We start from the raw sequence: 17,382 nt of genomic DNA, 5'->3' as shown, positions 1-17,382 counted from the left end.
GTTCGGTCGATCACCGCGTGGCGGTGATCGACCGAAAAAGAAGCGAAGAGCCCCGACGGTCACGCGGCGTGCGGACTGTCGGGGGGATGTGGAACCCTGACGAGGTGGCCAGTAGCCCTTCTCCCTCCCCGGCCGAGGCCTATGCGGCCTCCTCGCGCCGGGGGAAGTACCCCCAGCTGACGCGTTTCGCCGCGGAGGCGTCCTTCGAGTTCGACGAGTTCCAGATCCGCGGGTGCGAGGCCCTCGAGGGCGGTCACGGCGTGCTCGTCTGCGCGCCGACCGGGGCGGGGAAGACCGTCGTCGGCGAGTTCGCCGTGCACCTGGCGCTCGCCGAGGGACGCAAGTGCTTCTACACCACGCCGATCAAGGCGTTGTCGAACCAGAAGTACGCCGATCTCGTCGCTCGCTACGGCGCCGACGCCGTCGGCCTGCTCACCGGGGACACCTCGATCAACGGCAACGCCCAGGTGGTCGTGATGACCACCGAGGTGCTGCGGAACATGCTCTACGCGGGCTCCTCGACCATCACCGACCTCGGCTACGTCGTCATGGACGAGGTCCACTACCTCGCCGACCGGTTCCGCGGGGCGGTCTGGGAAGAGGTGATCCTGCACCTGCCCGAGCACGTCCGCGTGGTCGGGCTGTCGGCCACGGTCAGCAACGCCGAGGAGTTCGGCGAGTGGCTGGTCGAGGTCCGGGGCGACACGACGGTCGTCGTCGACGAGCACCGGCCGGTGCCGCTGTGGCAGCACATGCTGGTCGGGAACCGGCTGCTCGACCTGTTCGCCGGCGAGGACATCCACCTGCCCGGCGCCGAGCTGCGGATCAACCCGACCCTGCTGCGCCGCACCGAGGAGATCGGCCGCCAGTACGCGCCCGCCGGGTTCCGGGGCGGGCCGCGCGGGCGCCGGGGCCCGCAGTCGCGGATGCCGCGGTTCCGGCCGCCGTCGCGCGTGGACGTCGTCGAGCAGCTGGACCGGGCCGGGTTGCTGCCGGCGATCGTGTTCATCTTTTCCCGGGCCGGGTGCGACGCCGCGGTGGGTCAGTGCGTGCGATCGGGGCTGCGGCTCAACGGGCCGGGCGAGGTCGAGGAGATCCGCCGGGTGATCGACGAGCGCACGGCGGACCTGCCCGAGGGCGACCTCGGCGTGCTCGGTTACTGGGAGTGGCGCGAAGCCCTGGAGCGCGGGATCGCCGGGCACCACGCCGGGCTGCTGCCGGCGTTCAAGGAGACCGTCGAGGAGCTGTTCGTCCGGGGCCTGGTGAAGGTCGTGTTCGCGACCGAGACGCTCGCGCTCGGGATCAACATGCCGGCCCGCACGGTCGTGCTGGAGCGGCTGGTCAAGTACAACGGCGAGGCGCACGTCGACCTGACGCCGGGGGAGTACACCCAGCTGACCGGCCGGGCCGGGCGGCGGGGGATCGACGTCGAGGGGCACGCCGTCGTGGCGTGGCAGCCGGGCGTGGACCCGAAGCAGGTGGCCGGGCTGGCCTCGACGCGGACCTACCCGCTGCGGTCGTCGTTCCGGCCCGGTTACAACATGGCCGTGAACCTGGTCGCCCAGGTCGGTGCGGCGGAGGCCCGTGAGCTGCTGGAACAGTCGTTCGCGCAGTTCCAGGCGGACCGGTCGGTGGTCGGCACGGCCCGGCGGATCGAGCGGAACAAGGAAGCCCTGAAGGGCTACACGAACGCGGTGAGCGGCGACTTCGACGAGATGCTCGAGTACGTGGAGCTGCGCGCGAAGATCTCGACGCGGGAGAAGGCGTTGTCGCGGCAGAACACCGCGGTGCGCCGGGCGGGGACGGCGGAGTCGCTGGAGAAGCTGCGCAAGGGGGACGTCATCGCCGTGCCCGCGGGCCGGCGGGCGGGGCTGGCGGTGGTCGTCGACCCGGGGCTGGACCCGATCCGCGAGCCGCGGCCGGTGGTGGTGACCGAGGACCGGTGGTCGGGGCCGTTGTCGGTGGCCGACTTCCCGGCGCCGGTGGAGGCGCTGGGGCGGATCAAGCTGCCCAAGCACATCGAGCTGCGGTCGCCGAAGACGCGCCGGGACATCGCCTCGACGCTGCGCAACGCCGGGATTTCGTTGCCGGGCCGGCAGAAGCGGCGGTCGGGGGCGAACGAGGACGGGGAGCTGGCGGCGTTGCGGCGGGCGCTGCGGGCGCACCCGTGCCACGGGCTGGCCGAGCGCGAGGCGAACCTGCGGTGGGTCGAGCGGTACCAGCGCCTGTCGGCGGAGACCCAGCAGCTGGAACGGAAGGTCGCCGCGACGACGCACTCGCTGGCGCGGTCGTTCGACCGGATCCTGGCGTTGCTGGGGGAGCGGGAGTACCTGGGGCCCGAGTCGGCCGGTGACGGCGAGGACCGCGTCACCGAGCACGGGCGCCGGCTGACCCGGCTCTACAGCGAGTCCGATCTGCTGGCCGCGGAGTGCATCCGCCACGGGGTGTGGCAGGGCCTCGGGCCGGCCGAGCTGGCCGCGGTCGTGTCGACGCTGGTGTTCGAAGCCCGGCGCGACACCGCCGGGGAGCCGCGGCTGCCGGGTGGCGCGGTGCCGGAGGCGTGGCAGGAGACGGTGAAGCTGTGGGTGGACCTCACCGAGGACGAGCGGCGCCACCGGCTCGACCGCACCCGCGAGCCCGACGCCGGGTTCGCCTGGCCGGTCTACCGCTGGGCGCGCGGCGAGTCGCTGGAGAAGGTGCTGACGGCGGCCGAGGCCAACGGGCAGGAGCTGTCGGCGGGCGACTTCGTGCGCTGGTCGCGTCAGGTGATCGACCTGCTCGACCAGATCCGGGACGTGCTCGGCAAGGCCGACCCGGTGGGCGCGGCGGCGGCCGGCGCGGTGAAGGCGCTGCGGCGGGGTGTCGTGGCCGCGGGTGCCGCGTGAACTCCGTGTTAGGCCTGCTCCAAGCGGGGCGGCGCATCGAGCGTGGGCACGTGTGCTCGGCTCCGACCTGTGGTTGGATCGCCAGCAACACCGTGCGTACGCGGCTTTACGGCGGTTTCGGGGTGGACAGTGAGATGAGCGAAGCAGGCGGAGGCAGACGATGAGCACGCCGTATGGCGGCAACGACCCACAGCAGCCCCAGTACGGGCAGCAGCCGGGCGGCGCGTACCCGCCGAGCGGCCCGCAGGAGCAGCCACAGTGGGGGCAGCAGCAGCCGCCTTCGTACGACCCGAACCAGCAGCAGTGGGGCCAGCCGCAGCAGCCCCAGCAACCGCAGCAGTGGGGCCAGCAGCCCGGGGGGTACACGCCGCCGCAGCAGCCGCAGTGGGGCCAGCAGCCGCCGCCCTACGGCCAGCAGCCGGGCGGGGGTTATCCGCAGAGCGGCCCGCAGCAGCAGCCGGGCTACGGCCAGCAGCCCGGCGGGGCGTACCCGCAGAGCGGTCCCCAGCAGCAGCCGGGGTACGGGCAGCAGCCGCAGGGCCAGTACGACTACGGCCAGCAGCAGCAGTTCCCCGGCCAGGGCGCGCCGGAGGGCGAGCAGCCGGCGAAGTCGAAGAAGGGCCTGCTGATCGGCGTCATCGTGCTGGTCGTGGTCGTCGCGGTGGTCGGCGTCCTCGGCTTCGTGGCGCCCGGCTTCTTCAAGACGCAGGTCTTCAACAACACGCAGATGCAGACCGACGTGCAGAAGCTGCTCACCGAGACGTACAAGATCGACGGGGTCACCGGCGTGACCTGCCCGGCCGAGCAGAAGGTCGAGGACGGCGCGAAGTTCGAGTGCACCGCGACCATCGCGGGCAAGCCGACGCAGATCCCGATCACGGTCAAGGGTGACGGCGGGAACTACGAGGTGTCCCCGCCCGCCACGAAGTAGCTTCGCCACGCCGATCCGGTCGCCGCGGAATTGCGGTGGCCGGATCGCGTCGTTTCCGGAGATGATCCGGGGTATGAGCGACTTCGAGATCCGGACGCTGGACCCCGGCGAGCACCGCGCGGCGAGCAACCTCTTCCGCGGAAGCCTGCACGTGCCGCCGAGCGACGACGCGGACTGGGAGCGCGCGTCCCGCGCGTTCCAGCCCGGCGGGACGATCGGCGCGTTCGACCCGGACCTGATCGGCACGGCCCGCTCGTTCGACGCCGAGCTGACGGTGCCCGGGGGCGCGCGGCGGCCGATGGCGGGGGTCACCGGGGTCGCGGTGCGGGCGGACCGGACCCGCCGCGGAGTGCTCCGGGCGCTGATGGCCGCGCAGCTGGAGGACTTCGCCGGGCGTGGGGTCGTGTTCGCGAGCCTGCTCGCGTCCGAGGCGCCGATCTACGGCCGGTTCGGCTACGGCCTTGCCACCCGGTACCGCAGCTACACCGTCGACCGGCACCGCGCGCGGCTGCACCCCGGTGCGCCGGCGACCGGCGAGGTCCAGCTGCTGGAGCTGGACGACGCGCTGGAGGTGCTGCCGGGGGTGTACGAGAGCCTGGCGCGGCGTCCCGGGGCGATGTCCCGGCCGGAGGTGCTGTGGCGGCTGTACGAGGGGCAGGCGCGCCGCAACCCGCAGCCGGTCAAGGCGGTCGTGCACCACGGGCCGGACGGGCCCGACGGCTTCGCCACCTACTTCGTCGACGGTCTGCAGGCGCACCCGTGGACGAAGAGCCTGCGCCTGGTGGACCTGTTCCCGGGCACGCCGGCCGCGTTCGCCGGGCTGTGGCGGTTCCTGCTGGGCGTCGACCTCGTCGACACGGTCGTCGCCGAGGCACGGCCGCTGGACGAGCCGATCGAGCTGATCCTCGCCGACCACCGCCGGAGCACGGTCGACCGGATCGGCGACGAGCACTGGGTCCGCCTGGTCGACGTCCCGGCGGCGCTGGCCGCGCGGCAGTACGGGGGCGCCGAGCCGGTCGTCGTCGAGGTGACCGACCCGCTGCTGCCCGCCAACAACGGGGCCTACCGGATCACCCCGGACGGTGCCGAACGCACCGATGAGCCCGCCGCGCTGCGCCTCGACGTCACCGCGCTCGCGATGGTGTACCTCGGGACGTGGCGGGTGTCGGCGCTGGCGGAGGCGGGCCGGATCGAGGTCCGGGACCCGGCCGCCCCGGCGGCCGCCGACGTGCTGTTCGGGACGCGGGTGGCGGCCTGGAGCGGCACGCACTTCTGACGCTCCCGGAAATGGAGATGCCGCGGGCGGGGCCGGGCGGCAGGATCGGCGGCATGACCGACTTCGACGTCCGCCCCGTGGCCGAGGACGAGCGCCGCGCCACGTTCGACCTGCTGGGCCGCTCCCTGCACACCAACCGCGTCAGCGACGAGTTCTGGTCCCGGTACGGGGGATCCTGGCCCGCGGCGCACAAGTTCGGGGCGTTCGACGGGGCGGCCCCGATCGGGATCGCCAGTTCGCTGGAGACCCGGATCGCGGTGCCGGGCGGCGAGGTCCTGGCGCTCGGGGCGGTCGACGGCGTCGGCGTCCGGGCCGACCGCACCCGGCGCGGGGTGCTCACCGCGATGATGGCCGCGCAGCTGGCGGACTTCGCCGCGCGCGGGATCCCCCTGGCCGCCCTGCACGCGAGCGAGCCGACCATCTACGGCCGGTTCGGCTACGGGTCGGCCGCGCTCGCCAAGACCGTGTGGCTGCCGCGGCCGGCGGCCCGGCTCCACGAGCGCGTGGCGGTGCGCGGGGACGTCCGGATGCTGACGCCGGACGAGGCCGTCCGGGAGATTCCCGCGCTGTACGAACGGATCGGGCTGCACCGGGCCGGGATGATCGGGCGTCCGGCGCACTGGTGGCCGGTCGCGCACGACCGCCTCGCCGGCCCGCACGGCAGCCACGTCGTGGCCGTCCACAGTGGACCGGACGGCGACGACGGGTACGTCGTGTACGACACGCTGGACCGCCGCACGCTGGATTCGCCGGACGAGGGGGCCGTGCTGAAGGTCCGGGAGCTGAACGCGGTGGACCCGGCGGCGCACGCCGCGCTCTGGCGGTTCCTGCTGTCGATCGACCTCGTCTCCGGGATCCGCGCCCGCTACCGCCCGGTCGACGAGCCGCTGGCCCCGATGCTGGCCGACCACCGGCACGTCCGCACGGCCGACGTCGAGGATGACCTGTGGCTGCGGCCGGTCGACGTCACCGCCGCGCTCGCGGCCCGCACCTACCGCGCGGCGGACCCGGTGGTGCTCGCGGTCCGCGACCGGATGCTGCCGGCCAACACCGGCTGCTACGAGGTCGGCCCGGACGGCGCCCACCGCACGGACGCCGCCGCGGACCTGGTCCTCGACGTCGACACCCTCGGCATGCTCTACCTCGGGCAGTGGACCGCGACGGCGCTGGCGCACGCGGGCCGCGTCGAGGTCGTGCACCCTTCCGCGGTCGCGCGGGCCGACGAGCTGTTCACCACGATCGCCGCACCGTGGTGCGGCACGTACTTCTAGGCGCCGGGCAGGGCCTTGAGGAGGCGTTCGACCGAGTTGCCGAGGTTCCACCGCTCGGCCAGCTCGGCGACGCGGTCCGGGTCGGCGGGGGAGGCGGGCACGGTGTCGGGGCGGGACTGCTCGACCGGCGCGTCGACGGCGACCCGGACCACGGTCGGCGCGACGGCCAGGTAGTCGGCGGCGTCGGACAGCCGCAGCCGCGTCTTGAGGGGGACGCGGCTGTCACTGGCGGCCGAGGCCTTCAGGAGCGCGTCGAGCGAGCCGAACTGCGTGATGAGCTTCGCGGCGGTCTTCTCGCCGATGCCGGCGACGCCGGGCAGCCCGTCGGAGGGGTCGCCGCGCATCACGGACATGTCCGCGTAGGCGGGCCCGGCGGTCTCGCGCGGGAGGCTGTAGCGCTCGGCGATCTCGGCCGGCCCGAGCACCTCGGCCTTCGCCCAGCCCTTGCCGACGTAGATGACCGACGCGGGTGTCGGCTCGGTGCGGACGAGCTGGAAGAGGTCGCGGTCGCCGGTGATCACCTCGACCGCGTCTTTCTTCTCCTTGGTGGCCAGCGCGCCGATGACGTCGTCGGCTTCGTAGCCGGCGGCCTCGGCGGTGGCGAACCCGAAGGCCTCGAGGAGGTCGAGGATGATCGGGACCTGCGGGGTGAGCGTGTCGGGGACCTCTTCGACGTCGGGGCTGCCGCCGCCGGTCTCCTCGGCCACCCGGTGCGCCTTGTAGCTGGGCAGCAGGTCGGTGCGGAACTGCGGCCGCCAGTCGGCGTCGAGGCAGCAGACGAGCCGCGAGGGGCGCCGGTCGGTGAGGATCCGCGCGATGGTGTCGGCGAACCCGCGCACGGCGTTGACCTGCGTCCCGTCGGCGGCGCGCATCGAGTCGGGCAGGGCGAAGAAGGAGCGGAAGTAGAGGCTCGCGGAGTCGAGCAGGGCAAGTGGTCCGGTCACCCGCACAGCCTGCCACGCCGAGCGGGGCGACAGGGTGCGCGACGCTCGGTGGCGGGGGAGGGGAGCGGTGACCGGAAGTCCGTGAATGGCACATCGAGGGACTTCACGTCCGGCAATGTGCCATTCACGGCTGAACGCCGGTGAGGGGAGGTGCGTCACCCGGCCCGGCATGTCGTGGCCCCACGCCGCCCGGCCGCCGCGGGCGCCCCACTAGGCTCGCCCTCATGTCGCGCCGTTCCCTCCACACGCCCGCCCCCGACGCCGCCGCCCTCCGGGCTCGTCTCGACCGCGCCCGCGCCGCCGCGGCCGCCGCGGACACCGATGCCCTGCTGATCGCGCCCGGGTCCGATCTGCGGTACCTCATCGGCCAGGCCGGCGGGTCGTTCGAGCGGCTCACCACCCTCGTCGTCCCGGCCGACGGCGCGCCCGCGCTCGTCGTGCCGAAGCTGGAGGCGCTCGGCTACGCCGACGTCCCCACCGACGAGCTCGGCGTCGAACTGCTCACCTGGGTCGACGGCGACGACCCCTACAAGCTCGTCGCGGACCGGCTCGGCAAGCCCGGGCGGGTCGCCGTCAGCGACTTCACCCCGGCTTTGCACGTCCTCGCCCTGCGCTCGGCGCTCGGGACCGCCGAGCAGACCCTGGCCGGCCCGGTCGTGCGCGAGCTGCGGATGCGCAAGGACGCCGCCGAGATCGCGTCGCTGCGGGACGCCGGCGCGGCGATCGACCGCGTGCACGCCCGCGTCCACGAGTGGCTGCGGCCCGGCCGCACCGAGGCCGAGGTCGGCGCCGACATCGCCGCGGCCATCGTCGAGGAGGGCCACGACCGGGCCGACTTCGTGATCGTCGGGTCCGGCCCGAACGGCGCCAGCCCGCACCACGACGTCTCCGGCCGCGTCATCGAGCGGGGTGACGTCGTGGTCGTCGACATCGGCGGCCCGCTGCCGGCCGGCTACAACTCCGACTCCACCCGCACCTACGCCGTCGGCACCCCGCGTGACGCCGACGTTGACGAGACCTACGCGGTGCTGCAGCGCGCCCAGGCCGCCGCGGTGGCCGCGGTCAAGCCGGGCGTCACGGCCGAGGCCGTCGACGCGGCCGCGCGCGACGTCATCGCCGAGGCCGGGTTCGGCGAGTACTTCATCCACCGCACCGGCCACGGCATCGGCCTGGACGTGCACGAGGAGCCGTACATCATCGCCGGCAACGCGCTGCCGCTGGAGCCGGGCATGGCCTTCAGCGTCGAGCCGGGCATCTACCAGCCGGGCCGGTGGGGCGCCCGGATCGAGGACATCGTCATCGTCACCGAAGACGGCGTCGAGTCCGTCAACAACCAGCCGCACGAGCTCGTCGTGCTGGACGCATGACGCCCGGCGGCCTGGAGCCGCTGGACCAGTCGATCGTCCAGGAGCTCGCGGCCGACGGGCGGCGCAGCTTCACCGACCTCGCCGAGCGCGTCGGGCTGTCGGTGTCGGCGGTGCACCAGCGGGTGCGCCGCCTCGAGCAGCGCGGGGTCATCCTCGGCTACACCGCGCGGCTCGACGGCGAGCAGATCGGCCTGCCGCTGACGGCGCTGATCTCGCTGACGCCCAACGACCCGGCCGCGCCGGACGACTACCCGCAGCGGATCCAGCACATCAAGGAGATCGAGTCCTGCTACTCGGTGGCCGGCGACGAGTCCTACATCCTGCTGGTGCGCGTCCAGTCGCCGCTCGCGCTGGAGGACCTGCTGCGCCGGATCCGCGAGGCCGCGAAGGTGTCGACGCGGACGACGGTGGTGCTCTCTACGCCGTTCGAGGGACGTTCGCCGACGTTCTGACGCCGGCGCTCCGCCCGGCCGCCGGGGCGCTGGTACGGTAAAAGGTATGGCAACACGTAAGGTCACCCTTTCGCTGGACAGCGGCGCGCTGGAATTCGCCGAACGAGCCGCGAAAGCCCACGGAATCTCGGTCTCGTCCTGGCTGTCGAAGGCGGCCAGGCGCGAGGCGGTTCGCACGGGTTACACCCCGCAGAAGCCGGAACCGGCCGTCGCGGAATCGGACGAGGCCGAGCTGACCGCGGCCGAGAAGGATCTGCGTGCGCAGGGGTGAAGTCTGGACGTACCACCCCCCGACCGAACCGGCCCGGCAGCGCACCGTCGTGCTGCTGTCCTCGGACGGGGTGAACGAGTCCGAGCGCCCCTGGCTGCTCGGCACGGAACTCCTCGAACGCGACCCGATGGACATCCTCGGCGTGGCGATCGACGCCCGGTACTGGGTGTCGACGCTCAACCTCACCCGGCTCTACCGGCCGTGGTTCGACGAGCGCCTGGCCGAGATCGACCAGGACGTCCAGGAACGCATCGACATCGCGTTGCGAGCCGCCCTCGATCTTTAGGTGTATAACGCCCTATACCGACCGGCAATTTTGGAAAAACTGCACTGGTAGGTAGCACCGCACGTCCAAAAAAGCCTCGACGAGACAGGGCCTCAGCGGGCCACGACCTCCGGGGCCGGGTGGAGCTTGCCGTCGGCGCCCGCCAGGCAGGAGGCGTTGCCTTCGCGCGCGGCGATGAACTCGGTGACGCAGTTCGCGATCGCCGTGTGGCCGGCCGCGTTGGGGTGGAACGACTCCTGCAGCGCGTGCCCCGCTCGTTCCGCTTGGCCGAGGTCCGCCAGCTGGAGCGTCAAGCGCGTGAACCACTCCGTGGCCGGGTTCGCGCCGCCGCTGCACGCCTCGTGCTTGACGCCGGCCTTGGCCAGGTCGAGGAACCGGGCGCCGGTCTGCTGGGCGGCCGCCTTGAGGCCCGCCGACAGGACGCCGATGCCGGTCTGGGAGATCCAGCGCAGGTCTTCGACCCGGAACGGGCAGCCGTTGAGGCTGCGCAGGTCTTCGGGGAGGTCGGGGCCGATCGGGGCGGCGTAGGACTGCAGGATCAGCTGGTAGTCGGCGGGCACGTACCCGGCGGCGGCCAGCACCTTCTTGACGTCGGAGACGGCGGTGGCGACCTTCGGGACCATGGCGTCCACTTTGGACTGCCAGCTCTGCTTGAGCGCGGTGCTGCACGCCGGGCCGCCGGGGTTGAACCACGCTTTGAAGCATTCGGTGACCTGGTTGGAAAACTTGGGTTCGTCGTTGGCGCCGACCGCGATGACGACGGCGGCGACGCGGTGGTCCTTGACGAGTGCGGCCAGTTGCCGGGCCTGCGACGGTTCGGTCCACTGCTTGACGTCGCCGAGGGCGACCTGTTCGGCGGGGGCGCCGGAGCAGCCGAGGTTGACGTGGGCGGTGATGCCGGGGACGGCGATCTTGTCGACGAAGGCGTTGGGTGAGCGGTGGCACCAGTTGCCGCCCTGGCCGTTGGTGGCGGGGGTGTATTGGCCGGCGCCTTCGCCGGAGACGGTGCTGTCGCCCATCGCGACGACGGTGAGGGGGCCGGTGCCGGGTGGGCCTTGGCGGGGCTGGGGGCGGCCGGGTTGGCTTTCGGAGCCGAAGAAGACGAAGAAGCCGGCCAGCAGGGCCACGCAGGCGAGGACCAGGGCCCCCCAGTACCACTTGAGACGTCGCATCGTCGTCGATTCTACGGATGGGGTGGCGAGGCCGGGGGTGCGTTGCCGATCACGCCGTGCGGGCGGCGGTTCGGTGGGGGACGAGCTCGACCGGGAGTTCGCGGCCGCCGAAGATCATCGGTGAGGGGTAGCCGACCTGGACGCCGTCGCGGTGAGTCGTGGCTGCGGCGCCGGGGAGTACGAAATGGGCTTGTCGAACAACTTCGGGTGTCAGCGGGACGGTTCAGCCGGCTTCGGTCAAGTCGGTGGTGGCGGCCAGTTCGACGGCGAGTTCGGTGATCACCGGGATCGCGGGGTTGTCGTGGCCGGGTAGCCAGGCGAGTTCGGTGCGGGCGAGGTCGCCGGTGAGGGGGACGAACGCGACTCCGGTGCGGCGCAGGCTGTGCGAGGAGCGGGTGAGCCGGGTGACGCCGACGCCGGCGGCGACGAGGCCGAGCAGGCCCTGCACGGTGGTGGCGCGCTGGACGACACGGGGGGTGTAGCCGGCGGCGGCGAAGTCGGTGTCGTAGCCGCGGTGCCAGGGTTCCCAGCTGCCGCGTGGGGTGAGGACCCAGGGTTCGTCGGCGAGGTCGGCCAGTTTCAGCGAGGTGCGGTCAGCGAGCGGGTGGTCGGCGGGGAGGACGGCGCAGACCTCTTCGGTGAGCAGGGTGCGGGTGGCGAGGTCGTCGACGAGGGGTGGGCGGGTGAAGGCGAGGTCGAACCGGCCTTCGCGCAGGCCGTCGACGAGTTCGGCGATCGGGGCTTCGGCGGTCGTGACGGTGAGGCCGGGGTAGCGCTCGCGGACCGCGCGCAGGATCGGGGGCAGCAGGTAGTTGGCGGTGGTGGTGAGGAACGCGAGCCGAGCGGTGCCGATTTCGCCGCGCAGGGCGCGGCCGAGGGTGGCGACGGCTTCGTCGGCGCGGGCGAGGACGGCGCGGGCCTCGGGGAGGAAGAGCTCGCCGACGGCGGTGAGGCGGGTGCCGCGGGGGTCGCGGTCGAAGAGGCGGGTGCCGAGGGCGCGTTCGAGGACGGTGATCTGCTGGGAGAGGGATTGCTGGGCGATGTGGAGGCCGGCCGCGGCGCGGGTGAAGCTGGTTTCGTCGGCGACGGCGACGAAGTAGCGCAGCTGCCGGAGCTCGGGGGTCACAGGCTCTGACTGTAGCCGCGGCAGGGGATCGGTGTTGGCGGTGCGGTGGTGATCGTCCCCAGGATGGTGGGGACGGAATCCACTGGGAGGAACGCGAAGATGACGAACACCGACGGTCGCGTGTGGCTGATCACCGGGTGCTCGGCCGGGTTCGGCCGGGAGATCGCGCTGGCCGCGCTGGCGGCGGGTGACCGGGTGCTGGCGACGGCGCGCCGGCCGGAGACGCTGGACGGGGTGCGGGAGCGGGGTGGGGACCGGGTCCGGACCGCGGCGCTGGACGTGACCGATGCCGGGCAGGTCGACGCGGCGGTGAAGACGGCGCTCGAGGAGTTCGGCCGGATCGACGTCGTGGTGAACAACGCGGGCAACGGTTCGGTCGGTGCGGTCGAGGAGCTGACGATGGAGGAGCTGCGGGCGTTGATGGAGGTGATGTTCTTCGGCGCGGTCGCGGTGACGAAGGCGGTGCTGCCGCACCTGCGGGCGCAGGGCAGCGGGACGGTCGTGCAGATCAGTTCGATGGGTGGTCAGCTGGCCCCGCCGGGGTATGGCGCTTATTGCGCGACGAAGTACGCGCTGGAGGGCATTTCGGAGGCGCTGGCGGTGGAGGTGGCGCCGTTCGGGGTGCGGGTGCTGATCGTGGAGCCGGGGGCGTTCCGGACGGAGTTCGGGGGTGGGCGGATGCACCGTTCGCGGTCGATCGACGCCTATGCGGTGTCGACGTCGGGTACGCGGGACGCGGTCGATTCGATGGACGGCACGCAGCCCGGTGACCCGGCGAAGGCGGCCGCGGCGATCGTCCGCGCGGTCGGCGATGCGGACGCGCCGCTGCACCTGGCGCTGGGCGCGGACGCCGTGGAGGCGATCCGCGGCCAGCACCGGGCGCTCGCGGCGGACCTGGCCGCCTGGGAAGAGGTCAGCCGGGCCACCGCTCTGGGTTAGTCCTGCAGGAGGCCGAGGACGTTGCCGTCGGCGTCGGTGAAGGTGGCCACGAGGCGGCCGTTGCCGACGTTCTTCGGCTCTTCGTTCACCTTCGCGCCGGCCGCGGTGACCTCGGCGAGCTTGCCGTGGATGTCGGCGACCTCCCAGTAGGCGACCGGGGCGGTCGTGCCGCTGTTCGGGACCAGGCCGATGTGCTGGCCCCCGGCGTCGTACCCGACGTAGTAGGGCGAGTCGGCCTGCGGCTCGATGCCGAGCAGCACGGTGTAGACGGCCTTGGCGGCGGCCAGGTCGGTGACGGGGTGCAGAACGGTCTTGATCCCCTGGGTGCTCATCGTCGGTGCTCCTGAAGTCGTTGGTGCGGTACGGGATCCACGCTATTCGCGGCCCGTTGACCAGCGCTTCTCGATTCCTGATCGGTTAGTCCAGCAGGGCGGTGAGGACGCCGTCGAGGAGGCGGACGCGGCGGTCGGCGATGCGGTGGACCTCGTCGTCGTGGGTGGCGACGATGACCGCGGCTCCTTCTTCGGCGCAGCGGCGCAGCAGCCGCAGCACCCTTGGCGTGCTGCCCGCGTCGAGGTGGGCGGTGGGTTCGTCGGTGAGCAGGACGCGGGGGCGGCCGGCGACCGCGCGGGCCAGGGCCACCCGCTGCTGCTGGCCGAACGACACTTCGAGGGGGTAACGGTCGCCGAGGTCGCCGATGCCCAGTTCGTCGAGCAGTTCGGTGACGCGGTCCTGGATGACCGCGGCGGACGGGCGGGGGACGTCGGAGCGCAGCCGCAGCGGCAGGGCGACGTTTTCGGCGATGGTGAGCTCGTTGGCCAGGCCGAGGGCCTGGGGCAGGACGGCGCAGGTGTGCCAGGGCGGGGCGCCGCTGATGGGAACGCCGTCGAGCAGGACGCAGCCGGAGTCGGGGGAGTCGAACCCGCAGAGCAGGGCCAGCAGGGCGCTCTTGCCGGAACCGGAGCGGCCGGAGACGGTGACGAGCTCGCCGGCGCCGACGCGCAGTTCGAGGCCGCGCAGGACTTCGATGTCGCCGCTGGGGTGGGCGAAGCTGCGGCGCAGGCCGACGGCTTCCACGAGGCTCACGGCAATGGCTCCCGTTCTTCGACGCGTTCGAGCGTGCCCTTGTGCAGGCGGGCGACGCGGGCGCCGAGGTCGATGAGGCGGTCGTCGTGGGAGGCGACCAGGACCGCGAAGTCCTGGTCCACCAGGTATTGGAGGGTGTCGAGCACGAGGTCGGCCGAGGCCTCGTCCAGCTGCGAGGTGGGTTCGTCGGCGAGGATGACCGTCGAGCGCGCGGCGAGCACGCAGCCGAAGGCGAGCCGTTGCTGCTGGCCGCCCGAGAGGGCGGAGATCTTCCAGTCGCCGGTGCCGTGCAGGCCGAGCTGGCCGAGGATGTCGGCCGGGCTGCATTCGGTGCCGGCGGCCTCGGCGGCGGCGCGCAGGTTGTCGGCGACGCTGAGGTAGCCGAGCAGGTTGTCGGCGGGGTTCTGGAACACGAGGCCGAGGTGGTGGCGGCGCAGGGCGCGGCGTTCGCGGTGCCGGAGGCGGTGGACGTCGGCGCCTTGGAAGGTGAGGGTGCCGCGGGCGGGTTGTTCGAAGAGGCCGAGCACGCGCAGCAGGGTGGATTTGCCGGAGCCGGAGGGGCCGGCGAAGACGGTCATGCCGCGGGCGGGGACGTCGAAGCTGACGTCGTCGACGCCGGTGACGACGCCGGCCGGGGTCGGGTAGTCGACGCCGATGCCGCGCAGGGTGAAGATCGGTTTGTCAGGCACGGATCAGCTCCGCGGTCCGGGCGGTGCGCACCGAGCGCATCGCGATCCAGCCGGCGAGGCCCACGACGAGGACGCCGACGAGCAGCACGGTGAGGACGAAGGGCAGCGGGTCGGGCAGTTCCGAGCGGGGGGCGAGGAACGTGGCGGGGTCGAAGCGCGGGACGGAGAGCCCAGCGACGGAAACCCCGCAGACCACGCCGACGACGATCGCGAGGCCGCTGAGCGCGCCGAGTTCCATGAGGTGGCTCGCGAGCAGGGTGCGTGGGCGCATGCCCATCCGCAGGACGAGGGCCCCGGCGAGGGCGTTCTGGCGGCGGCGGACTTCGACGGCGACGAGCAGGGCGAGGATGGCCACGACCCCGAGGACGGCGCCGAGCAGGGCGACGAAGGAGAAGGTCCAGGACACGACGAAGAACGGCAGGCCGTCGAGGGCGGTTTCGCGGCTGATCCGGTTGGGGATGAAGACGCCGGCGGCGCGCAGGGCGGCGGTGGCGTCGGCCATCGAGGCGGTGGTGAGGACGCTCCACTTGGGGACGCGGTCGAGCTGGCCGTGGTCGAGGGCGGTGCGGGAGACGACGTAGCCGGGGGAGGTGCCGATCATGGGGAAGACCGGCAGGTCGGCGACGGGGACGGCGTCGGGCAGGCCGCCGGGGAGTTCGGCGGTCTGCTTGGCGGTGTGGCCGATGCGGATCACGGGGGTGCCGCGCGGGTCGGGTTGCGCGATCTTGGTCAGGAGTCCGGCGAGGTCGTCGGTGGGGACGTCGCCGGTGGCGGCGCCGCGGGTGAACGTGGCGGGGTCGACGACGAGGACGACGCTGCCGGTGCCGGTGAGTTCGCCGACCACGGTGCTGGTGCCGGCGAGCGGGGCGGGCATCTTGACGGTGCCCATGCCGATCGGGCTGTCGGTGTCGAGGCGGGCGTTGCTGCCGACGAAGATCGCGGATTTGGTGTCGAGGGCGTCCTCTTGGCCGTTGGCGATGCCCAGGCCGGTGGCGAGCGTGCCGATGGCGAGGGTGCCGATGACGAGCACGCCGGTGACCGGGGCGCGGGCGCCGGCGAGGCGGCGGATGGCCAGCTGCAGGGCCGGGCGGGACCAGAACCGGGCGCGGTGGGAGGCGTGCAGGGCCAGCCAGGCCAGGCGGGCGGTCAGCAGCCCGACGGTCAGCACGACGAACACCGGGTAGGTGAGGGCGAGCGGGTCGACCTGGGGTAATGGATTTCCGAGTCGTGAGCCGGTGCTGTAGTGGGCGAGGCGGGTCCAGCCGAGCCAGGCCATGCCCGCGGTGGCGAGCTCCCACGGGAAGTAGCCCAGCAGGCGCATCCGGTTGCCGGCGCGGCGGACGCGGCCCAGTTCGAACTCGCGGTGCGTCCGCACGGCGACGACGAGGGCCAGGAGTGCGAGGGACACCGCGAGCACCCCGGCGGCGACGAGGCCGGCGCGCAGTTCGGCTTGGGGGTCGGGGGTGCCGGGTGGGCCGTAGACGCCGAGCAGCAGCCGGGCGGCGAGGCCGCCGAGTGCGCCGCCGGCGAGGATCGGCAGGCCGAGTTCGGCGACGGCGAGGCCGCCGAGGGCGCCGGGTCCGCTGCCGCGGGCGGAGAGCAGCCGTAGCTGGGCGTGCCGGCGCTGGTACCACTGGAGGGCGACGGTGCCGATGCCGGCGCAGCCGACCAGGACGCTGATCAGGGCGAGCGGCAGGATGGACACGAACACGTTGTCTTCGGCCTGGCGGGCGATCTGCACGGAGCGTTCGAAGGTCGGGACGTCGGCGGCGACGAGGGTGCCGAGGCCCTGGGCGGTGAGGTCGGCGCGGACGTCGGCGACGAGGTCGTGGGAGCGCTGCAGGAGGTCTTCGGCCGCGCTGAGGGTGGCCGGGGGCGGTTCGTAGAAGGAGATGTGGAAGTACTGCATCTTCGGCAGGCCGATCGCGGCGATGGCGGTGTCGAAGGTCTTTTGGTCGGTGGCGAAGACGATCGAGTCGATGGGGTCGTTGGCGAGCCGGTCGACGACAGCGCCGGACTGCTGGGAGCACCACCACCGCGGCGGCGGGTCGAGCAGGTCGCGGTAGATGCCGGTGACCGGCGGCAGTGCGGTGCCCTGGATGCTGGGTTTCGTGCCGACGCCGATGTGTTCGGCGTCGGCGACGACGTTGCCCAGCCACAGCCCGGGGGCGCGGGTGCCCTGTTGCAGGGTGAGGTTGTCGAGGCCGGTCTGGTCGCGGTAGGCGAGGCGGACCTTGTAGTGGGGGTCGCCGTTGAACTGCGTGCCGGGGAGCACGTTGGTGTACTGGCCGACGACGGGGGTGCCGAAGCCGTGCGCGGGGGCGTGGCGCTGGACGGCGCTGGTGAGGGCGGGGATGTCCTGGACGGGGATGTTGCCCTTGCCAAAGACCGGGCCGTAGCTGTCGGGGCAGGTGATCCCGGTCTGGTAGGCGATGGTCGCGCCGCCGGCGGCGGAGGCCTGCAGGACCGCGGCGGTGCCGAGGAAGCAGGCGAGCAGTGCGGTCACCGCGGCCACGATCAGGGTGAGCGGGCTGGAGAGGGCGGCCTTCGGGGCGGCCCGCCACGGCATGGTCACTCTGTGCTGTCCAATCTTCCCCCATTTCACCCGCATGGACGCGCACGCTACCGGCAGATCGCAGGAGTTGGCACGTTTTTGTATCCGATCGTTGCTCACTGGCGGTCATCGG

16 protein-coding genes are annotated in these 17,382 nt (G+C 72.8%); 9 read left to right on the top strand and 7 right to left on the bottom strand.

Features of this window, described 5'->3' with window-relative positions:
- The first annotated feature begins 86 nt into the window (after positions 1-86).
- The 4 genes from BLV96_RS06110 (at position 87) to BLV96_RS06095 (ending at position 6,363) form a co-directional block, all read left to right on the top strand.
- Complete coding sequence (locus tag BLV96_RS06110) at positions 87-2,885, top strand: DEAD/DEAH box helicase (protein ID WP_425266165.1); 2,799 nt, start codon at positions 87-89, stop codon at positions 2,883-2,885.
- A gap of 160 nt (positions 2,886-3,045) precedes the next feature.
- Complete coding sequence (locus tag BLV96_RS06105; protein ID WP_086683434.1) at positions 3,046-3,816, top strand: DUF4333 domain-containing protein; 771 nt, start codon at positions 3,046-3,048, stop codon at positions 3,814-3,816.
- A gap of 73 nt (positions 3,817-3,889) precedes the next feature.
- Positions 3,890-5,092, top strand: coding sequence for a GNAT family N-acetyltransferase (locus tag BLV96_RS06100; RefSeq protein ID WP_086683429.1), 1,203 nt, complete (start codon positions 3,890-3,892; stop codon positions 5,090-5,092).
- 53 nt (positions 5,093-5,145) lie between these two features.
- A complete protein-coding gene (locus BLV96_RS06095) occupies positions 5,146-6,363 on the top strand; it encodes a GNAT family N-acetyltransferase (protein ID WP_091388869.1) in 1,218 nt (405 codons plus the stop codon).
- On the opposite strand, the gene BLV96_RS06090 is transcribed toward BLV96_RS06095, so the two are convergent.
- The gene (locus tag BLV96_RS06090; RefSeq protein WP_086682465.1) at positions 6,360-7,307 is read right to left on the bottom strand and encodes a 5'-3' exonuclease; all 948 of its coding nucleotides are present in this window, start codon (positions 7,305-7,307) and stop codon (positions 6,360-6,362) included. The genes BLV96_RS06095 and BLV96_RS06090 overlap by 4 nt on opposite strands.
- Before the next feature lie 224 nt (positions 7,308-7,531).
- On the opposite strand from BLV96_RS06090, the gene BLV96_RS06085 reads away from it, so the two are divergent.
- The 4 genes from BLV96_RS06085 to BLV96_RS06070 are packed head-to-tail and all read left to right on the top strand — an operon-like array spanning position 7,532 to position 9,683.
- A complete protein-coding gene (locus tag BLV96_RS06085) occupies positions 7,532-8,674 on the top strand; it encodes a M24 family metallopeptidase (RefSeq protein ID WP_086682459.1) in 1,143 nt (380 codons plus the stop codon).
- Positions 8,671-9,126 (top strand): Lrp/AsnC family transcriptional regulator, encoded by a 456-nt coding sequence (locus BLV96_RS06080; protein ID WP_003092399.1) that lies wholly within the window; start codon positions 8,671-8,673, stop codon positions 9,124-9,126. The genes BLV96_RS06085 and BLV96_RS06080 overlap by 4 nt, the downstream gene beginning before the upstream one ends.
- A 46-nt stretch (positions 9,127-9,172) precedes the next feature.
- Complete coding sequence (locus BLV96_RS06075; RefSeq protein WP_086682456.1) at positions 9,173-9,397, top strand: hypothetical protein; 225 nt, start codon at positions 9,173-9,175, stop codon at positions 9,395-9,397.
- A complete protein-coding gene (locus BLV96_RS06070; protein ID WP_086682453.1) occupies positions 9,384-9,683 on the top strand; it encodes a hypothetical protein in 300 nt (99 codons plus the stop codon). The genes BLV96_RS06075 and BLV96_RS06070 overlap by 14 nt, the downstream gene beginning before the upstream one ends.
- Before the next feature lie 92 nt (positions 9,684-9,775).
- On the opposite strand, the gene BLV96_RS06065 is transcribed toward BLV96_RS06070, so the two are convergent.
- A complete protein-coding gene (locus tag BLV96_RS06065) occupies positions 9,776-10,855 on the bottom strand; it encodes a GDSL-type esterase/lipase family protein (RefSeq protein WP_208608142.1) in 1,080 nt (359 codons plus the stop codon).
- 223 nt (positions 10,856-11,078) lie between these two features.
- Positions 11,079-11,981: a LysR family transcriptional regulator gene (locus BLV96_RS06060; RefSeq protein WP_086682447.1), complete on the bottom strand. Its 903-nt coding sequence runs from the start codon at positions 11,979-11,981 to the stop codon at positions 11,079-11,081.
- Between the two features lie 99 nt (positions 11,982-12,080).
- Between BLV96_RS06060 and BLV96_RS06055 the strand changes: the two genes are divergently transcribed.
- Positions 12,081-12,920: an oxidoreductase gene (locus BLV96_RS06055; RefSeq protein ID WP_086682444.1), complete on the top strand. Its 840-nt coding sequence runs from the start codon at positions 12,081-12,083 to the stop codon at positions 12,918-12,920.
- Here the strand turns inward: BLV96_RS06055 and BLV96_RS06050 are convergent.
- The 4 genes from BLV96_RS06050 to BLV96_RS06035 form a co-directional block, all read right to left on the bottom strand.
- On the bottom strand, positions 12,917-13,252 hold the full coding sequence (locus BLV96_RS06050) for a VOC family protein (RefSeq protein ID WP_086682441.1): 336 nt from the start codon (positions 13,250-13,252) through the stop codon (positions 12,917-12,919). The genes BLV96_RS06055 and BLV96_RS06050 overlap by 4 nt on opposite strands.
- Positions 13,253-13,337: 85 nt before the next feature.
- Positions 13,338-14,006, bottom strand: coding sequence for an ABC transporter ATP-binding protein (locus BLV96_RS06045; protein ID WP_086682437.1), 669 nt, complete (start codon positions 14,004-14,006; stop codon positions 13,338-13,340).
- Positions 14,003-14,695 (bottom strand): ABC transporter ATP-binding protein, encoded by a 693-nt coding sequence (locus BLV96_RS06040; RefSeq protein WP_086682434.1) that lies wholly within the window; start codon positions 14,693-14,695, stop codon positions 14,003-14,005. The genes BLV96_RS06045 and BLV96_RS06040 overlap by 4 nt, the downstream gene beginning before the upstream one ends.
- Entirely contained in the window at positions 14,688-17,264 is a 2,577-nt protein-coding gene (locus tag BLV96_RS06035; RefSeq protein WP_244180060.1) for an FtsX-like permease family protein, read from the bottom strand. The genes BLV96_RS06040 and BLV96_RS06035 overlap by 8 nt, the downstream gene beginning before the upstream one ends.
- Positions 17,265-17,382 lie beyond the last annotated feature (118 nt).

It is taken from the genome of Amycolatopsis pretoriensis, assembly GCF_900107925.1.
Taxonomy (GTDB): domain Bacteria; phylum Actinomycetota; class Actinomycetes; order Mycobacteriales; family Pseudonocardiaceae; genus Amycolatopsis; species Amycolatopsis pretoriensis.
Note: the sequence above shows the minus strand (reverse complement) of the source record. Positions and strands in the feature narration are given on the sequence as shown.

Excerpts from the sequence above, each read along its gene's own strand:
- BLV96_RS06110 (WP_425266165.1), top strand. The coding sequence starts at position 87 with ATGTGGAACCCTGACGAGGTGGCCAGTAGCCCTTCTCCCTCCCCGGCC.
- BLV96_RS06105 (WP_086683434.1), top strand. The coding sequence starts at position 3,046 with ATGAGCACGCCGTATGGCGGCAACGACCCACAGCAGCCCCAGTACGGG.
- BLV96_RS06100 (WP_086683429.1), top strand. The coding sequence starts at position 3,890 with ATGAGCGACTTCGAGATCCGGACGCTGGACCCCGGCGAGCACCGCGCG.
- BLV96_RS06095 (WP_091388869.1), top strand. The coding sequence starts at position 5,146 with ATGACCGACTTCGACGTCCGCCCCGTGGCCGAGGACGAGCGCCGCGCC.
- BLV96_RS06085 (WP_086682459.1), top strand. The coding sequence starts at position 7,532 with ATGTCGCGCCGTTCCCTCCACACGCCCGCCCCCGACGCCGCCGCCCTC.
- BLV96_RS06080 (WP_003092399.1), top strand. The coding sequence starts at position 8,671 with ATGACGCCCGGCGGCCTGGAGCCGCTGGACCAGTCGATCGTCCAGGAG.
- BLV96_RS06075 (WP_086682456.1), top strand. The coding sequence starts at position 9,173 with ATGGCAACACGTAAGGTCACCCTTTCGCTGGACAGCGGCGCGCTGGAA.
- BLV96_RS06065 (WP_208608142.1), bottom strand. The coding sequence starts at position 10,855 with ATGCGACGTCTCAAGTGGTACTGGGGGGCCCTGGTCCTCGCCTGCGTG.
- BLV96_RS06055 (WP_086682444.1), top strand. The coding sequence starts at position 12,081 with ATGACGAACACCGACGGTCGCGTGTGGCTGATCACCGGGTGCTCGGCC.
- BLV96_RS06050 (WP_086682441.1), bottom strand. The coding sequence starts at position 13,252 with ATGAGCACCCAGGGGATCAAGACCGTTCTGCACCCCGTCACCGACCTG.
- BLV96_RS06035 (WP_244180060.1), bottom strand. The coding sequence starts at position 17,264 with ATGCCGTGGCGGGCCGCCCCGAAGGCCGCCCTCTCCAGCCCGCTCACC.